Here is a 17,252-nt window from a genome sequence, read left to right as displayed (position 1 = left end):
TTCTCCTGAGATCTATCTCTCGATAAACTCCTTAGCGGCTGCGACTATCTTGTCCTTCAGCTCATCGGTAAGCACCTGCTTCTCCTCGATCTCATCCACGATATCCTTATGGGCACTGTGGAAGTATTCAAGCATCTCAAGTTTCTTCTTCTTGACCTCTGAAACCTCAACTGGAAGGAATACCTTATTGGTAGCTGCTACCAGAATGATAACCTCCTCGGCCATTGACAGCGGATTACACAGAGGCTGCTTTAAAAGCTCCATAAGTCCCTTGCCATACTGAAGCTGTTCCTTGGTGTTCTCATCAAGATCTGAACTGAACTGTGTGAACACCTCCATCTCTCTGTACTGTGCCAGATCGATACGGATACTTCCTGCGGCCTTCTTCATCGCCTTTGTCTGCGCTGCACCACCAACTCGTGATACCGACAGACCAACGTTGACAGCAGGTCTCATACCTGAGAAGAACAGATCGCTCTCGAGGAATATCTGTCCATCTGTGATAGATATAACATTTGTAGGTATATAAGCAGATACATCGCCTGCCTGTGTCTCGATAATAGGAAGGGCTGTGATGGAGCCTCCGCCCAGCTCATCCTTAAGCTTACTTGATCTCTCAAGAAGTCTTGAATGGAGATAGAATACATCTCCAGGATATGCCTCACGTCCTGGTGAACGTCCGAGAAGCAGTGACAATGTTCTGTAAGCAACAGCGTGCTTTGACAGATCATCGTACACGATCAGCACATCCTTGCCCTTATGCATGAAATACTCAGCGATCGCTGTACCTGAATAAGGCGCAATATACTGAAGTGGTGCTGAATCACTTGCTGTAGATGCAACGACTATCGTGTAGTCCATGGCATCATATTTGTTCAGGTTATTTACAACCTTGGCTATTGTTGAAGCCTTCTGGCCTATAGCCACATATACACAGATGACATCCTTGCCCTTCTGATTCAGAATGGTATCTATCGCTATGGATGTCTTACCTGTCTGTCTGTCTCCTATGATCAGCTCTCTCTGTCCTCTTCCGATTGGGAACATGGCATCTATCGAGAGGATTCCTGTCTGAAGCGGCTGGTTGACCGACTTACGATCAACTATGCTTGGAGCCGGATTCTCTATTGGACGATAATCCGTTGACTCTATGCTGCCCTTTCCATCTATAGGTGCTCCAAGGGCATCAACTATACGTCCGATAAATGCATCGCCTACAGGGATGCCTGCACGCTTTCCCGTTCTGCTGACCTTTGTTCCTTCTTTGATTCCTGTATCACGACCGAACAGAATACATCCTATCTCTGTTCTTCTGATATCCTGAACCATACCTTTGACACCATTCTCAAAAACAACGATCTCGCCGTACATGGCATTGTCTATACCGTATACGGTTACGATTCCATCACCTACATAGATGACCTTACCGACTTCTTTGTCCCTGGAGTCAAAATCATAATTCTCTATCTCTTCTTTGAGTATAGAAATAATATCCTCTGAACTAATTGAACTCAATTTATCACCTCATAACCAGTTTCTGTCTAAGGGATTTGTACCTGCCCAGAATGCTTCTGTCGTACTCGCGGTCTCCCGTTCTTATGACAAATCCACCTATCAATTCTTTTTTCTCCACCATAGAAAGCTGTACCGCCTTGCTTCCATACTCTTTCATAAGGAAGTTCTCGATACCTGCCTTCTGCTTATCAGTTGGCGGTGTGACATAATAGAGAGTTGCCGAAAGGATATCCTGCTGCTCTCTGGCATACTTCTCATACTCGTCAAATATGTCATGTATCATGTCAAATCCATCGTTGTCACACAGGGTCTTCATGAAATTTACCAGATCCTTATTGCCAAATCTGTCAAATACCCTGTCAACGACCTTGCGCTTGTCCGCGTGGCTGACCACCGGATCTGCCAGTGCATATACCAGCTCCGGACTACCATCCACAAGCGCCTTTATCTCCTCCACCATGTCCTGACTGATTCCAAGCTGATAGAGGACAATTCCGTAATTAATTGCCTTCTGTGTCACCTGAATCACCTACTTCATTCAAAAACTCGTCATACATGGCAGCTCCTGCTGATTCCGCATCACCTTCACCGCCCACGATCTTGCCGGCTGCTGCCATTGCAAGCTCTGCGATCTGTGACTGCATATCAGAAAGTGCCTTGTTCTGCTTGATCTCTATGGTCTTCTCCGCATCCTTTATCATCTTGACTGACTTTGCATCAGCCTGATCTATGATACGGCTGTACTCATTCTGGGCCTCCACACGGGATTTCTCACGGAGATCCCTGCACTCAGCATCAACCCCTGCAAGGGTATCCTCATACTGAGACTTGAGTTTCATTGCTTCAGCCTTCTGATTGTTGGCATCCGATATGGTGCCAGCGATCATATCTTCTCTCTTCTTGATGACATCGTTGAGCGGTCCTATCAAGAACTTCTTCAAAAGAAGAAACAGAACTATTAAGTTGATAATGGTGAATGCTATTGTAGAAAATTCTATATCAATCATATAGCCACTCCTATCTTTCTGTTTCTATTATCCGCATCTCTTCTGCAATTCCAGATTTCTATTAGATATTTCTATTAGATATTTCTATTAAAATATCCATCTGACCAAAAATCTGATTACTTAAGAAGAATGATTGCAAGAAGTCCGATTACGAAACCGTAGATAGCTGTTGCCTCTGCAAGGGCACAACCGATGATAAGAAGCTTTGTGATCTTTCCGTCTGCCTCCGGCTGTCTAGCTACAGCCTCAACTGCCTTTGATGTTGCAAGACCGATTCCAAGTCCTGCGCCAAGTCCTACTAATGCTGCTATACCTGCTCCAATTGCTAATAATCCGTTCATATCATTTTCTCCTTCTTATTTTCATTTTTAAAATCAGATAATCTTTACTCCATCGCTTCCTGCATGTAAAGCGTAGTCAGGAAAGTAAATACAAATGCCTGTAAGAATCCATCAAAGAAATCAAAATACAGGCTGAGTGGGATAGGGACAATGAGTGGAACTACTGCCTCTATCAGCTTCATGATGACGAATGCTCCGAGAACATTACCAAAAAGTCGCATACACAGCGACAGCGGCTTGATGACAAGCTCAAGTACATTAAGCGGTGCAACTATTGCTACCGGCTCTGCAAAACTCTTGACCCAGCCTTTTGTCCCCTTTCCTCGTATTCCTGCCACCTGTACGAGTATGATACTCATGATGGCCAGTGAGGCTGTCACATTCAGATCCTTTGTCGGTGGTTTAAAGCCAAATACACCCATGATGTTGGCCATGCCGATGTACAGAATAACCGTTATCAGATACGGAACATACTTCATGCCCGCCTCTCCGATAACACCTTTGAACAGGTTGTTAAAAGTAGTTATTATGGTCTCCAACACAAGCTGTTTCTTACCCGGATTCTCAACTTTGAGATTCCTTACAAGGATAATCGACAACAGCACAAGCACTGCCATAATGATCCATGTTACCACCACAGATTCTGTTACCGGTATTCCACCAAATATTGGTATTGTAAATACTGTTTTGCATTGGAGTTCATTGGATAACTCTTCTGCCAGATCCGTAAGACATCACTTCCTTTCACACTGTTTTCTATCAGGTGTTTGCGAAAATTCAAATATCCTAGTGTCTGAGCTGCTTTAGCATACCCATCAGGGAGCGCTCCCGCTTAACTCAGCCTGCTGCGGTACTAAGATGCCGCTAACGCGCCATCTAAGGACCGGCGGCTTCGTATATCCCTGAGTGGGTAAAGCTAAACAGCTCAGGCACATTCTCAATTACTTATTTCGCAACCACCTATATGTCAAAACACTATTTCTTCTCTCATTTATTATTTGTTTATTATAGAAATAGCATTCCTGGCATCTGCCTCAGACAGCCCCACAAGTACGTTCTCTGTGTTGATCCAGTGAGAATCGAGTTCATGAGCCTCCCAGTCCATATCCATATCATCCAGTATGACATATCCCTCTACGGAATTCGCAGTCACATAATCCTTGACTGCACAGGCTCTGGTATAATCTCCATACTTGCTTCTGAGCTCATCCCCTGAAGAAGTTGCCCCATATACTTCCATTCCAGCATCCGCAAGTCTGTCTATCAGTTCCCTTACGTGTGCCTTACTGATATCCTTATCAATCACCTGTTTTCTCCAGTCACTTGTCATGACCAGCTTCGCTCCTGTGGCATCCACAACCATCTTGAGGTTAGCCACATTCTTAGGATTGATAAACTCCCCATGCTTCTCACACAAGAATTTCTCCGAATTCAGTACGCCGTCTACATCAAAAAATACTACATTCATACGGTCATACTCCCCTATCTTTTTTTCTAAAAAGCTACTCTCGCTCCTTGCTTGCGTATTTTATCACCATTCAAAACAAATTTAAAGTCATTTATTTGCCCTTATAGTCAAATTTTAATCATTTTTTATTTTTGTATTATTTTTCGTAACAAAAACAGTTTTTTGTCACAGTTTTCCCAAGAAACCCGCATAAAATCTAACGTATCGCCAGTTTATACTTTTTTTATAATTTTAACATTTCGTTTATAATTAGCTTTTCTTCCAAATCATCAAAGTAAAATTCGCCACTCCCATCACCCTTCCGCCAGAAACAGGCTGGGTATTCTTCCGCGGCTGTATATCATCTGCTATATATGTGGTATCGGTAGCGAATACGACTGAGCTTCGGTGCTTCTTGCCGAGTTGGAAGCCGCATCGCCCTTATCGCGGCCGGAAACGAGTGCATATAGAAGCTAAGCCGAAGCGAAGGAAGTAGAGCGTGATACCACATATATAGCAGATGATATACCCGCCCCGCGGAAGAATACTCAGCCGTCCGTCCTTCGCCCCCCCACGAAAAAAGGCTATCTCGTGTTCGACGCCCTAACGCTCGACACGTGATAGCCTTGTTCCCTCTGCCGTAATCCGTCACCCCCATTGTGACAGACTATTGTAGAAAATGACCCCCTTGTCATCTCTCGATGTAACAGATAAATTCATTATATCATATTTAATTTCATATTAAAGAGCAGTTCATACACTTTTCTGCGCACACACAAATCGCAAAAGTGTATATTCTTACACTTTTCAACTGGACAAGCCTGTTTCTTCTATTATATAATGTTACTGAGGTGAATTACATGCAGCAACAATACGATATAGGGAAAAGACTCAGGGAAGTCATGGCTGAACGCGGGGTTACGATCAGTCAGTTAGCTGAGTTGACAGATGTCTCTGAGGATACGATAAAAGCCATCAGGAGCGGCAAGACCAAGAGCCCGGGAATACAGCTTATGATATCCATCGCAGACGCACTTGGATGTACCATGGATGGATTTCTCCATAGGCGCAGCCTTACGGACGAGGAATTGTATCTCCTGCAAAAATACAGAACACTCAACATCCACGGCAAGCGGATGGTCATGCTAATGGCGGACTCTGAAGATCACATGCAGAAGAAGCTTCCTTCAGCGGATGCGTACCGCGCCAAAACGCGCAGGATTCCGTGTATTTCCTCAACTCACACGCTTGCTTCCAATTCAGACTACTCAACACACGCGACAGAATTTATAGAGATACCCGCCGATTATTTTCCAAATGCAGATTATTGTCTGAGGCTCACGACCAATATGCTCCATCCTATCTATATTAAGGATGATATTATAGCCGTGGAACAAAACTTTCCTCATTTCGGAGATATTGCGTTATTCCTGAACGAGAATGGAGTCGAGATGATCAGAAAATATACAGAAAAGGATGGCTCACCATACCTTGAAGCTGTCAGCAGATGTGATAGATCCCTGTATCTCACAAGTGATATCATTTGTCTGGGAACGATCCTCGGAATCGTCCGTCTGGAGGACACAAGAAAACCGCCTATTACATAAAGGCGGTTTTTCTTATATATAAATATTATGATGTCGATTACTCTGCTCCACCGGTGATAAGCCATGGTGACGGCTGGGTAACGAACATGTTGTCCTTGTTGGTTTTGGATACAGATATCTGAATAGCCTCCATATTCTTTATTCCGAGCTTGTCAAATATGAGCTTTGCCTGTGCAAGTATTCCAAGATCAAGTGTGTATATGACAAACTGCATATTCGGATTGATCTTGAGCAGTCTCTCCATATCTGACTCCAGATAATGATTTGCAACTATGAATGCCAGTCTCGGAACAGGTATGGCTGCCAGAGTGTCCTCGCTCATATCTGGGATTATCTGTACATTATGTACTCCGAACTTGTCAACATTCTCCTCCATGGATCTTCTCGAACCCTCGTCCGGCTCAACGGCTATAATGTTGCCCTCGCTTGCCACGATCGCAGCCTCAATGACTATACTCTCGGCCTGGAGTGCCAAGATGGTGTCATGCGTATCCACATCCAGCAGACTCATGATGACTGCTCTTATCTCCTTGCCGACATAGTGTACTGTTCCAGCCGAGAAGAAATCATTTGCAATTCCGTATCTGACGGATTCCCTTGTCTTCTCATTCATGATGAATATAACTGTTGGCCCTGTTATCTTCCTGTTCAGCACCTTCTCCAGCTTGTCATGATGAACCTCGCCGCCGGGCTCCACACCCTCTGCATACCACATGTCATACTCGCCAAAGCCCTTCTCCCAAAGCGTATACAACAGATCCTCATGACTCTGATCTGCAAATATAAGAACTCTCTTGTGTGTGTCTATAGTCGGAACAACGTTCTTCTGCTTTCCGCATATATTCAGCATCTTTATCTTCTCAGGACTGACCTTCATCATGTCTGCAAAATAGCCAAGCCAACTGAGCATATCCTTGTTCTCGTACATAACCATAACCCTCCTTTAGTTGTCCGTCCAATCTTTTATATAGCACATTTATTATACTATTTTATCGATCTTCTGTACACCCAAAGAGAGGCAAACAGACACTTTTTTGACTGTCATCAACTTACCACGTTCAGCTTGTGATCTCTATACATATTGTATACGGACTCCGGAAGCTTATCGTCGGTTATGATGGTGAATTCAGGCTGGAGATCACTGAGCTTGAAATCTCCCTTTGTCTCGAATTTCGTGCTGTCCGCCAGCAGAAATACCTCGCTAGCATGGCCTATCAGCATGCACTGATTCTCATAGGTCTCCCTTATAAAATCATGTGCGCCATCCTCGACCGAAAGTGCCGAAGGTACTACAAATGCCTTTGAAAAATACAGTTTCTGCATCGCCTCATGTGTCAGGAAGCCATAAAACAACTTCTCCTTCGGGAGATATTCACCGCCCAGCAGGGTTATCCTGTAATTTCCACATTCCGATAATATGGAGAACACCTCCGAGGAATAGGTTATGACGGATAGTGAGTCAAAATTGCGCGCCTTCAGTGCCATGGCGAACAACGACGCCGTGCTGCCTGAATCTATCGCTATGGTGTCTCCATCCTTCACATACTCAAGCGCTTTCCTGGCTATCTGCTCCTTGAGTTCCATATTGGATGTGCCCCTGACATCCATATCCTCAAACCGGTATCTCTTCTTCACAGAAACCGCACCGCCGTGTACCCTCGTGAGCATGTTGTTATTTTCAAGATCCTCAAGATCACGTCTCACCGTCTCGGTCGACACGCCCAGCAGCTCAACCAGTCTGGCAACAGTAACCGAATGATTAAGATTTACCTGATCTAATATTATCTGTTTACGCTGATCTGCTAACATCTGTCCCCTCCCTTACTTCCTTATAAACTGAGCCCTATGTTTTCTAACCTGCAACATGATTGTATCAAAATAAGCGGTGCCGTGTAAACCTTTATTCCGGCATATCCAGTCCATACAGCCTGCAGAGAACCGCAGTATATCCCTCTATACAGTCGAGGATCCTGTCGATCTCCACATGCTCCTGTGCCTGATGCGCCTGACTCATCATCGCACCCGAATATCCTATAGTCGGTATGTTGTATTTGCCGCATATAACGCTTCCGTCGGTTCCAAACTGCCAGTATATCTTCTCAACATCCTGACCAAGCTTCTTAAGCGTCCTGTATGTCAGCTCGACATACTCATTATCCTTGCCGGTCACCCACGCCGGATGCTGCTTTGCCGCCTCCGCCTCATAACCGGTGTAACACGTCCTCTTGTTCATTCTCGGATGAACGACAGCTCTGAGCTCAGGATCCTTTTTCTTCTGCTCATCCAGGAATTTCTGAACCCTGCTCACCGTATCCTCTATGGTCATAGGTGGCACATATCTTTGATCCACTGTGATCTCACAATAGTCCGGCACACAGGAATACTTCTGTCCCGGTGTTACCACCACATCAGTGATGACCATGGACGTCTTACCCATCTCATGTACGAGCGGTTCACTGCCAAAGTTATGCATGATCGCATCCATTATAGGGAGCGCTTTCTCAACAGCATTTATGCCCTCCTGCGGAGCGGACGAGTGCGCCACCTTACCGTACACCTCTATGACAAGCTCGATCTTGCCTCGCTGTCCGATGGCAAGATTGCCGTCTGACGGCTCCCCCAGATAGCACAGGTCAACATCAAGGCCGTGCTCCGGAAGAGTGTGCTCCATAAGATAAATCGTTCCGATACTCTCCGCCGGCTCCTCATAGACGACTGCAGCAAATATAAGATTGCCCGATATCTTCGCCCCGGCATCCACCAGCTTTTTGATCTCCATAAATGCAAAGAATTCCGAAGTCAGGCCAGCAAGCATATCGCTTATGCCTCTGCCGTATAACTTTCCATCCTCCACCTTCGGCTCAAATGGCGAATACGGACTCCATGCATCTATGCTTCCCTCAGGCACAACATCCATATGTCCAGTCAGAAGCACGTTTGGACCGTCACCCTCTCCGCGGATGACTCCGACCACGTTGCCGCACTCATCGCGGAAATGCTCAATACCAAGCTCATCCATGGCCTGCATAAACACCTCCGAGGTGGCTTTCTCCTCCCCGGAATATGCCTGTGCGCGTATATTCTTACTGACAAATTCTACCCATGAATCTTCCATATTCTTATAATAATCCTTCATGCTATACATCTCCCTTTCATGAACCGGTTTCATAATACGATCTGCTGATCATCAACTGATACGGGTACTCTTCTCCCTCGCAACGTCGAGCCAGTAATCCAGCCTTGAATCGAGCCAGAAATGCTGCAGTCTCGCCATCTTCTGTCCATACCAGTTCATGTAATCAAACTCCACGTTGGAGCTGGCCGCCTGATACAGTGCCCAATACGCCCACTTGATATCGCAGGCTATCTTGTTCAGCTTCATTCTAGCAAATGCTCTCTCATCAACCTTGCCTCCGCCGTATATCTTCATCATCTCCACGTCCATATCCTCGGTGAAATAGTTCACAGCAGATATCAGACCCAGATCCACATAAGGATCATTCATGGACGCATACTCATAATCTATGATCTTCAGATCATTTGTCTCCTCGTTGTACATCAGGTTGTTTGTCCAGAAATCATTGTGGCACGGACACAGCTCCTCACTGCCCACCAGTGCCTTCTCAATAGCAGAGAGCAGATACTCCATCTTGTCATTAAACGGTGATATATAGCCGCCCTTCTTCGCCCTTGCGTTCATATCCCACGCCTGTTCAAATATGCTCTGCTTCAGGTTCAGCGGCTTTGTCTCGAGATGGTGGAAGTCCCTGATCCTCTCGAATATCGACTGGAATATATCTTTGTCATACACATCGCCAAATGTCACCTGGCGGTAGCCGTCAAGCCACTGGAATATCTCAACACCTGTATCCTCGAAATAATAATAGACTCTTGGGCCTGCCTTGCTCTCGTCCGCGATCACATTTGCCTCGTGGCATACTTCACGGTTTATGTAATCCGTGCCGGCTCCCGGTATCTTGAGGAAGAAATGCTCTCCCTCCACATCCACTTTGAAATTCGGATTCGTTATTCCTCCTGAAACGGGCTTGCAACTGATCTCCTTGCCCTTCCAGTCATCGACCCTTGCGATCGCCTCATCAATTGTTGTCTTGCGCATAAAAAAGCCTCCTCTCCTACTTGCTCTCATCAATCAATGCTTCTCTTCCAACCTCTCCGGTTCTAACCTTCACAACATTTTTCACATCGTATACGAATATCTTGCCATCGCCATAGTTGCCGGAGTACAGCACCTTCTCCGCAGTTTCCACAACCCTGGACACAGGTACAGTGCTGACTATGACCTCGACCTTCACCTTAGGAAGCAGGTTCAGATCCGCATCCGAACTGCGGTAATATTTGTCATTATTTCCCTTCTGTATACCATATCCGGTCACATCCGTGATCGTAACTCCAGTTACATTTATGTCATTCATGGCGTGAAGCAGTGCGTCAAGCTTGTTCTTTCTCGCTATGATGACCACCTTGGATATGTTAAGATTCTCCGCATTTTCTGTGCTGTCAAATGCCTTGCCATCGATCTTAGGCACATTCATCATAGGCGCACTTATTCCGTCTGAGGACAGCACCTCTGTGTAAGTATTTGAAAATCCGTGCTCACTGATATCCAGTCCATCCATCTCATCCTCAGCCGATACACGAAGGCCGATGGTCTTCTGAACGATCTTGAACAGTAGTGCCGAAGCTGCAAATACATACAGGAACACAACTATTCCGCCAAGGATCTGGATTCCGCACTGATAGCCACCGCCACCGAGCAGCAGTCCCTTTGTCTTTGTGGCGGTTCCGTCTGAGAACAATCCAACCGCTACAGTTCCCCACAGGCCACCGAATCCGTGTGCCGCGATGGCTCCCACAGGATCATCTATCTTTACCACGTTCTCTATGAAATGCATTCCCCCAACTACTATCGCTCCGGCCACGATTCCGACCAACACCGCAAGCGGTGTACTTATAACGTCGGCTCCCGCAGTGATAGAAACCAGGCCTGCCAGAGCGCCGTTGAGTGTCATGGCGATATCTGGCTTCTTCTTCCACGCCCAGCTTATGCACATCGCTGAAACTGCTCCAGCCGCAGCGGATAGATTGGTGTTACAGAACACCTTACCAACAAGCGACACCGTATCTCCTGTCAGCGGCAGAACCGAGCTTCCATTGAAACCGAACCAGCCAAACCACAGGATAAATATTCCAAGCACCGAGAGCGGCATGCTGTGTCCCGGTATCTTCTTCGACTTTCCGCTTCTTGAATACTTTCCGATACGCGGGCCGAGCATCCACGCTCCTGCAAATGCAGCGGCACCGCCCACCATATGTACAACTGTGGATCCGGCAAGATCATGGAATCCGAGCTGTGCCAGCCAGCCGTCTCCCCATATCCAGTGTCCCGATATAGGATAGATCACCAGACTTATCATCAGACTGTAGATACAATATGCTGCAAATTTAGTTCTCGCCGCCATGGCACCCGACACGATGGTCGCCGCCGTCGCAGCGAATACTGTCTGAAATATCAGGAATGCCCAGAATGGGATTCCGTCAGGAAGCATGCCGCCTCCATATACCGATTCCATTGCCACACCTTTGATCTTACCCAGTACAGCTCCGTCGCCGCCATACATAATTCCGAATCCTATCAACCAGAACGTCACCGAACCGATACAATAGTCAACCAGATTCTTCATGGCGATATTTCCTGCATTTTTTACCCTCGTCATGCCGGTCTCAAGCATCGCAAAGCCCGCCTGCATGAAGAAAATGAGTACCGTTCCTACCATAATCCATATCGTACTGACTGCACTATATTCCATCACGATTCCTCCTTAATCTCTGTTATATCTGTCCTGCCTTGTGACAGCGAACCGTATGTCCCGGTGATACCTCTGTCTCCTCCGGGCGCTCCTTCATGCAACGTTCATCCGCATATATACAGCGTGTACAGAACGGACATCCCGGCATCGGCTTTGCCGGATCAGGTATATCACCTGGCTTAAGGTCTATGTCAAAGCCCGCATCCTCAAGTCCCTTGCTTATACTCGGAGCCGCCTTGAGCAGAACCTTTGTATATGGGTGCTGCGCATTCTTGTATATCTCGCTGCTCGGTGCACTCTCGACTATCTCTCCGAAATACATGATCTTTATCTGATCCGCGATCTGTCTCACCACAGCCAGATCGTGGGCGATCAGCAGCATGGACAACTTATATTTGTCCTGCAGATCCATCAGCATATTTATGACCTGTGCCTGCAATGACACGTCCAGTGCCGATATAGGCTCATCGGCAAATATGATCTTCGGTGTGACGACCAGACACCGCGCTATGATTATCCTCTGTCTCTGTCCACCGGATAACTGATGCGGATATCTGTCAAGGAACATCGGTGCCATTCCGACCTGTGAAAGTGTGTCCAGAATGATCTTCTCCCTCTCCTCCTTGTCCTTCACTCCATTCAGGATCAATGGCTCCTCCAGTGATTCACGGATACTCATTCTCGGATGCAGCGATCCCAGAGTGTCCTGAAAGATCATCTGTATCTTTGCCTTCATATCGCTCTTTTCCTGGGGCGTCATATCGTCCACGGATTTTCCTTCAAATACGATACTTCCGTCCGTCTTGTCCTCAATTCCCAGCAGGACTCTCGTCAGCACCGTCTTGCCACAGCCCGACTCTCCGACGATTGCAAGTGTCTTGCCCTTTTCCAGCTCCAGCGAGACATGGTCGACTATGTTCTTCTGTCCGACAACCTTGTTGAACATTCCCTTTTTCACCGGATACTGCTTCAGCAGATTATCGCAAGATAATACTATATCCTTCATATGATCACCCCAATTCTGTATCTTCGTTAATGTCATAATCCAGTGGGAAATGGCAGGCACACATATGTCCCTCTCCAACCGGTTTCAGTGCCGGCACCTCTTTATGACATATATCTTTCGCATATTCACAACGGGAAGCAAATGGACATCCCTCCGGGACATTTGACATATCCGGCGGAAATCCCGGAATGGATTTCAGTCTCTTCGTCTTACGAGCCTCGAGAAGCGGAACAGAACGGATAAGTCCAACCGTATAAGGATGCTTTGGATTTCTGAGCAGATCCTTCTTGGATGCCGACTCCACGCATCTTCCCGCATACATGACAAATATGTCGTCTGAGAACTGGGACACCACGCCAAAGTCGTGGGTGATTATCATGATGGAGATGCCGGTCTGCTTCTGCACCTCACTGAGGGCTTCGATGATCTCCGCCTGAATGGTGATTCCAAGACTTGTTGTAGGCTCGTCCGCTATGAGCAGATCCGGGTACAATATCATTGACATCGCTATGAATATCCTCTGTCTGAAACCCGCTGAGAACTCACACGGGTATTTCTTTATGACCTCCTCGCCGTTGGTTATTCCGACAAGCTTGAGAACTCTCATTATCTCCTGTTTTGCCTTTTCTGAACCCGATGGGGTATGTGCGTTATAGGCCTCGGCAAGCTGTGCTCCAATTGTCATGTAGGGATTGAACGATGTAGTAGGATCCTGGAATATCATGGAGATCTCATTTCCACGGATGCTCTTCATCTCCTTCTCTGGGAGCTTCAGTATATCCTGACCTTTGAACCTGATCTCGCCGCCTGCTATGTAACCCGGAGATTCCACGATCCTCAGTATCGATCTCGCCGTCACGCTCTTGCCGGAACCACTCTCTCCTATTATTCCAAGCACCTTGCCCTTCCGCAGTGAGAAGTTGACTCCCTCAACTGCTTTCACGACTTTGTGCGGACCGGTCTTGAAATAGGTCTTTAAATCCTTTACCTCAAGGATCACATCTGTATCTTTTTCTGTATTATTATCCATACTGTTATCCTCCTATTTGCGAAGCTTTGGATCGAAATGAACCTGAAGATTGTCACCGATAAAATTCAGTCCGAGAACCATGATGATAAGAACGATGCCGGGGATCATGATATACCATGCATCAGATGCAATATAGCCACGGGCATCGGACATTATGTTTCCAAGGGATATCTTTGGCGGATTTATACCGAGTGACATGTAGCTGAGCAAGCTCTCGTTGATGATCATTCCGGCGATATCAAGCGGTATGAGAGGAAGCATGGCAGGGATCAGATTCTTGCCGATATACTTCGTGGATATCCTCCATGAGCTCGCCCCCATGAGCTTTGCCGCTGCGATATAATCTGTGCTCTTCTGGGGTATTACATTTGACCGCACCGTTCTCGCATAGGCCGGCCACAGTGCCAGACTCAGCACTATGGTTACCGACACCTCATTCGGTGCGAACAGTGTGAGTGCGATCATGGCAAGTACGATAAATGGGAATCCCATCTGTACATCGGTGATTCTCATCAGCACTGAATCCAGAGGTCCCGGACTTGTGAGACCGGATATGATTCCGACTATCAGTCCTATGAGGGCTGCCAGCAGAACGCTGCAGAAACCAATTATGACTGAGGTACGGATTCCATACAAAAGTCTCGAGAACAGATCACGTCCTATGGCATCAGTTCCCAGCCAGTGTGCCGGATCCTGAAACGGTTTCAATAATCTGATGGATGGATTTGCCTTGCCCGGGTCCGACGGTGCGATGAGCGACGCAAAGATTCCGGCAAGGAGATAGATTCCTACAATAATGATTCCAAGTGTAAATAATTTGTTTTTACCAATCCACTGAAGGACTGATCTAAATTTACTTTTTTTCTTCATAATTACAGTCCTCCCTGTGCTTTTCTCATTCGTGGATCAAGACGGATACTTCCAAGATCAATGGCAATATTCAAAACAATAAAGAATACGGAAAACAGAATGATAATTCCCTGAACCAGGTTGTAATCTCTTCGAAGGATCGCATTTAACACCGTGTATCCGATTCCCGGGAAGTTAAATACATACTCGACAACAACGATACTTCCTACCAGAAAGCCAAGCTGTGTTCCTAGGGATATCAGTACAGGGATAAGTGAATTCCTGAGTGCGTATTTGAAATATATCGCCACTGTCGATATTCCTCTCGCATATGCAACCTTGACAAATTCCTGATTGTAACTGTCGATCAATGAGGAACGCACCACCTTGGTGAGCACCGCCGTGAGCGGAAGTGCCAGTGCAACTGTCGGGAGCACGCAGGATGCAGGTCCCGAATAATCCATTGACGGTAGCAGTCCAAGTCTGACTGAGAAAATAATGATCAACACGGAGGATACCCAGTAGTTAGGCATTGACTGGAACAGTACCGCAATACTCGAGATGAAACGATCCTCCCATTTATTTCCATTTAGTCCTGCGATGGTTCCCAGGATCAGGGATAATATGATCGATATGACCACTGAAGATATCAGCAGTATCAATGATAAAGGTGTGGCCTGCTCCATAACATTCAGGACTGTATCGCTCTTGAAATAGGACTCACCAAGATCTCCGTGGAACAGATTCACCATGTACATTTTAAACTGCTCCGGGATGGACTTTTCCAGTCCCATACTGTCTCTGATCGCCTGCTGCTGTTCTACTGTTGCTGTCGGAGCCATGACCTTCGCCGGATCTCCCGGTATCATTCGAAGTATTACAAAGCTGATAAATATAACGCAAAAGGTAACAAAAATGCCCTGTGCAAGTCTTTTTAAAACGGTTCCCAGCACTTTGATTTCCTCCCTTCTTAAAAAGGGCCACATGCTGTATCCTTACACATGCAGCCCCTTTTTGTGAATCTAATATATTGCTATACGCTTACTCTTTTGTGACATTTGTGAAGATATAATCTGCACCACTTGTGTACTCAAGACCCTTGACATTTGATCTTACTCCGAAGATAGTCATGGACTTGATGATAGGGATATCAGGCATCTCCTCTGCCAGGGCCGGAAGGTACTCGTCCTGAAGGATCTGCTTTCTCTTATCTGGGTCTGTCTCAGTTGCGAATCTGTCCATGATGTCCTGAAGCTCTGCCGTAGGCTCATAGTGGCTGATTCGACCTGCTGCATACCATGAATTCAGCTTCAGCTCAGGCTCGATACCTGATGGCTGCCATCCACAGTCGATCATGTAGCAAGGAGTTTCTTCATATAACACATCGCCCCATGATGAAGTATCAAGTGGAACAACCTTACAGTTGATACCGACAGCCTGTAAACAAGCTGCAATGTACTCGTAATATTCCTTTGTCTTAGGGTAAAAACCAACGGATGTGTAGATGTTGAGCTCTGGAAGGCCCTCGCCATTCTCATAGCCGGCTTCCTTCAGGCACTCTGCAGCCTTCTCAGGATCGTACTCGCCGACACCACCTACAGCCTTGTAGCCCCATATAGTTGAGGAGATAAAGCTGTCTGCCTTCTCTGCATATCCGCCAAATATATCATTTACGATTCCGTCATAATCGATCGCGTAGGCTATCGCCTTTCTGACAAGCTTCTCATTCATAGGCGGCATCTTGAACTTTGGAATAAGGTGCTTACACTCTGTGGTGAGAAACTTGTCAACCACGATATTGCTGTCTGACTCAAGCACAGACACCGCATCGGAATCAACACGCTCGATGACATCGGCCTCACCTGACTGCAATGCTGACAGACGTGTTGTGGCATCCGCAACGTACTTGTACTCGATCTTCTTTATCTTAGGAAGAGTTCCCCAGTAATCGTCGAACAGCTCATATGTCGCTGTATCGTTCTCAAAGCTTACCATCTTGTATGGGCCGGTTCCGTTGTATCTCTTATCCAGAGTGTTCTCAGGATCTGCAAGATCGTCAGCGGACATTATCGGAGTTGAACAAAGCATGTTGACCAGAGAGCCAAGAGGCTTTCCCGATGCCGGAGTTATGGTAAATGTATAATCGTCTATGACCTTACACTTTAACTCATCTGCCCACCATGAACCGGATACGTTCTGTGAGCTTGAATATGCCTCACATGATGCTGCGGCATCCTCTGCGGTAAAGTCTGAACCGTCGTGGAACTTTACGCCCTCACGAAGCTTGACCGTCAAGACTGTCTGACTGTCGTCATATGACCACTCAGTAGCAAGATTAGGCTGTGGCTCCTGTGTCTTCTCATCCATGACCAGTAGATGTTCCAGAGCTATGGCCTCTGCGTGAAGCATCATCGTGGAAGTGTGCTTCAGTGGGCTGAGTGATGCCTGCCAGTTCTCTGCTCCCAGGATCACCAGTGTGTCCTTGTCCGTCTTGGACTCAGAGCTTGTTGTCACTGCCTGTGTGCTCCCATCTGTACTTCCTCCAGAGCTTCCACATGCAGTCACCGTAAGTGCCAGTGCGGCTGCCAAAAGTATTGAGCAAATCTTCTTTTTCATAATTCT

General features: G+C 46.6%; 17 protein-coding genes. 1 reads left to right on the top strand and 16 read right to left on the bottom strand.

Going from position 1 to position 17,252, the window contains the following annotated elements; translation table 11 throughout:
* Nucleotides 1-12 precede the first annotated feature (12 nt).
* The 6 genes from atpA to DWW70_RS08110 all read right to left on the bottom strand — a co-directional run bounded on the left by atpA (nucleotide 13) and on the right by DWW70_RS08110 (nucleotide 4,331).
* On the bottom strand, nucleotides 13-1,515 hold the full coding sequence (atpA, locus tag DWW70_RS08135) for a F0F1 ATP synthase subunit alpha (protein ID WP_022216972.1): 1,503 nt from the start codon (nucleotides 1,513-1,515) through the stop codon (nucleotides 13-15).
* Between the two features lie 4 nt (nucleotides 1,516-1,519).
* Nucleotides 1,520-2,035, bottom strand: a complete 516-nt coding sequence (gene atpH, locus DWW70_RS08130) for an ATP synthase F1 subunit delta (RefSeq protein ID WP_055145112.1) — start codon at nucleotides 2,033-2,035, stop codon at nucleotides 1,520-1,522.
* Entirely contained in the window at nucleotides 2,016-2,522 is a 507-nt protein-coding gene (gene atpF, locus DWW70_RS08125) for a F0F1 ATP synthase subunit B (RefSeq protein ID WP_022216974.1), read from the bottom strand. The genes atpH and atpF overlap by 20 nt, the downstream gene beginning before the upstream one ends.
* 116 nt (nucleotides 2,523-2,638) lie before the next feature.
* A complete protein-coding gene (gene atpE, locus DWW70_RS08120; protein WP_004852001.1) occupies nucleotides 2,639-2,863 on the bottom strand; it encodes an ATP synthase F0 subunit C in 225 nt (74 codons plus the stop codon).
* A 44-nt stretch (nucleotides 2,864-2,907) separates the two neighbouring features.
* Entirely contained in the window at nucleotides 2,908-3,585 is a 678-nt protein-coding gene (locus DWW70_RS08115) for a F0F1 ATP synthase subunit A (protein ID WP_071849465.1), read from the bottom strand.
* 272 nt (nucleotides 3,586-3,857) lie between these two features.
* The gene (locus tag DWW70_RS08110; RefSeq protein ID WP_118016934.1) at nucleotides 3,858-4,331 is read right to left on the bottom strand and encodes an HAD domain-containing protein; all 474 of its coding nucleotides are present in this window, start codon (nucleotides 4,329-4,331) and stop codon (nucleotides 3,858-3,860) included.
* A gap of 839 nt (nucleotides 4,332-5,170) precedes the next feature.
* Here DWW70_RS08110 and DWW70_RS08105 point away from each other — a divergent pair.
* Nucleotides 5,171-5,917, top strand: a complete 747-nt coding sequence (locus DWW70_RS08105) for a helix-turn-helix domain-containing protein (RefSeq protein WP_015534638.1) — start codon at nucleotides 5,171-5,173, stop codon at nucleotides 5,915-5,917.
* Between the two features lie 37 nt (nucleotides 5,918-5,954).
* Here the strand turns inward: DWW70_RS08105 and DWW70_RS08100 are convergent, their stop codons facing one another.
* From DWW70_RS08100 to DWW70_RS08055, 10 genes are all read right to left on the bottom strand, one after another.
* Complete coding sequence (locus tag DWW70_RS08100) at nucleotides 5,955-6,845, bottom strand: precorrin-6B methylase 2 (RefSeq protein ID WP_022216976.1); 891 nt, start codon at nucleotides 6,843-6,845, stop codon at nucleotides 5,955-5,957.
* Nucleotides 6,846-6,961: 116 nt separating this feature from the next.
* Entirely contained in the window at nucleotides 6,962-7,726 is a 765-nt protein-coding gene (locus DWW70_RS08095; protein WP_022216977.1) for a DeoR/GlpR family DNA-binding transcription regulator, read from the bottom strand.
* Between the two features lie 91 nt (nucleotides 7,727-7,817).
* Nucleotides 7,818-9,053 (bottom strand): M20 family metallopeptidase, encoded by a 1,236-nt coding sequence (locus DWW70_RS08090; RefSeq protein WP_158576540.1) that lies wholly within the window; start codon nucleotides 9,051-9,053, stop codon nucleotides 7,818-7,820.
* Nucleotides 9,054-9,104: 51 nt separating this feature from the next.
* Nucleotides 9,105-10,034 (bottom strand): choline kinase family protein, encoded by a 930-nt coding sequence (locus tag DWW70_RS08085; protein ID WP_158576538.1) that lies wholly within the window; start codon nucleotides 10,032-10,034, stop codon nucleotides 9,105-9,107.
* Nucleotides 10,035-10,050: 16 nt separating this feature from the next.
* Complete coding sequence (locus DWW70_RS08080) at nucleotides 10,051-11,745, bottom strand: ammonium transporter (protein WP_117550196.1); 1,695 nt, start codon at nucleotides 11,743-11,745, stop codon at nucleotides 10,051-10,053.
* Between the two features lie 22 nt (nucleotides 11,746-11,767).
* On the bottom strand, nucleotides 11,768-12,751 hold the full coding sequence (locus DWW70_RS08075; RefSeq protein WP_015534632.1) for an ABC transporter ATP-binding protein: 984 nt from the start codon (nucleotides 12,749-12,751) through the stop codon (nucleotides 11,768-11,770).
* A gap of 4 nt (nucleotides 12,752-12,755) precedes the next feature.
* Nucleotides 12,756-13,781 carry an ABC transporter ATP-binding protein gene (locus tag DWW70_RS08070; protein ID WP_015534631.1) on the bottom strand — a complete coding sequence of 342 codons (1,026 nt, stop codon included), beginning with the start codon at nucleotides 13,779-13,781 and terminating at the stop codon, nucleotides 12,756-12,758.
* 12 nt (nucleotides 13,782-13,793) lie between these two features.
* Nucleotides 13,794-14,651 carry an ABC transporter permease gene (locus DWW70_RS08065; protein ID WP_118649616.1) on the bottom strand — a complete coding sequence of 286 codons (858 nt, stop codon included), beginning with the start codon at nucleotides 14,649-14,651 and terminating at the stop codon, nucleotides 13,794-13,796.
* Nucleotides 14,652-14,653: 2 nt separating this feature from the next.
* Nucleotides 14,654-15,583 carry an ABC transporter permease gene (locus DWW70_RS08060; protein ID WP_158576536.1) on the bottom strand — a complete coding sequence of 310 codons (930 nt, stop codon included), beginning with the start codon at nucleotides 15,581-15,583 and terminating at the stop codon, nucleotides 14,654-14,656.
* Between the two features lie 88 nt (nucleotides 15,584-15,671).
* Nucleotides 15,672-17,246, bottom strand: coding sequence for an ABC transporter substrate-binding protein (locus DWW70_RS08055; protein WP_015534629.1), 1,575 nt, complete (start codon nucleotides 17,244-17,246; stop codon nucleotides 15,672-15,674).
* Nucleotides 17,247-17,252 lie beyond the last annotated feature (6 nt).

This window comes from Coprococcus sp. AF16-5, assembly GCF_003479365.1.
In the GTDB taxonomy this organism is placed as follows: Bacteria; Bacillota; Clostridia; order Lachnospirales; family Lachnospiraceae; genus Coprococcus; species Coprococcus aceti.
The sequence above is the reverse complement of the archived record's forward strand: the minus strand, read 5'-3'. Positions and strand labels throughout refer to the sequence as shown.

Coding starts and splice junctions, on each gene's coding strand:
- atpF (WP_022216974.1), bottom strand. CDS start 2,522: ATGATTGATATAGAATTTTCTACAATAGCATTCACCATTATCAACTTA.
- atpE (WP_004852001.1), bottom strand. CDS start 2,863: ATGAACGGATTATTAGCAATTGGAGCAGGTATAGCAGCATTAGTAGGA.
- DWW70_RS08110 (WP_118016934.1), bottom strand. CDS start 4,331: ATGAATGTAGTATTTTTTGATGTAGACGGCGTACTGAATTCGGAGAAA.
- DWW70_RS08105 (WP_015534638.1), top strand. CDS start 5,171: ATGCAGCAACAATACGATATAGGGAAAAGACTCAGGGAAGTCATGGCT.
- DWW70_RS08100 (WP_022216976.1), bottom strand. CDS start 6,845: ATGTACGAGAACAAGGATATGCTCAGTTGGCTTGGCTATTTTGCAGAC.
- DWW70_RS08095 (WP_022216977.1), bottom strand. CDS start 7,726: ATGTTAGCAGATCAGCGTAAACAGATAATATTAGATCAGGTAAATCTT.
- DWW70_RS08090 (WP_158576540.1), bottom strand. CDS start 9,053: ATGAAGGATTATTATAAGAATATGGAAGATTCATGGGTAGAATTTGTC.
- DWW70_RS08085 (WP_158576538.1), bottom strand. CDS start 10,034: ATGCGCAAGACAACAATTGATGAGGCGATCGCAAGGGTCGATGACTGG.
- DWW70_RS08080 (WP_117550196.1), bottom strand. CDS start 11,745: ATGGAATATAGTGCAGTCAGTACGATATGGATTATGGTAGGAACGGTA.
- DWW70_RS08075 (WP_015534632.1), bottom strand. CDS start 12,751: ATGAAGGATATAGTATTATCTTGCGATAATCTGCTGAAGCAGTATCCG.
- DWW70_RS08070 (WP_015534631.1), bottom strand. CDS start 13,781: ATGGATAATAATACAGAAAAAGATACAGATGTGATCCTTGAGGTAAAG.
- DWW70_RS08065 (WP_118649616.1), bottom strand. CDS start 14,651: ATGAAGAAAAAAAGTAAATTTAGATCAGTCCTTCAGTGGATTGGTAAA.
- DWW70_RS08055 (WP_015534629.1), bottom strand. CDS start 17,246: ATGAAAAAGAAGATTTGCTCAATACTTTTGGCAGCCGCACTGGCACTT.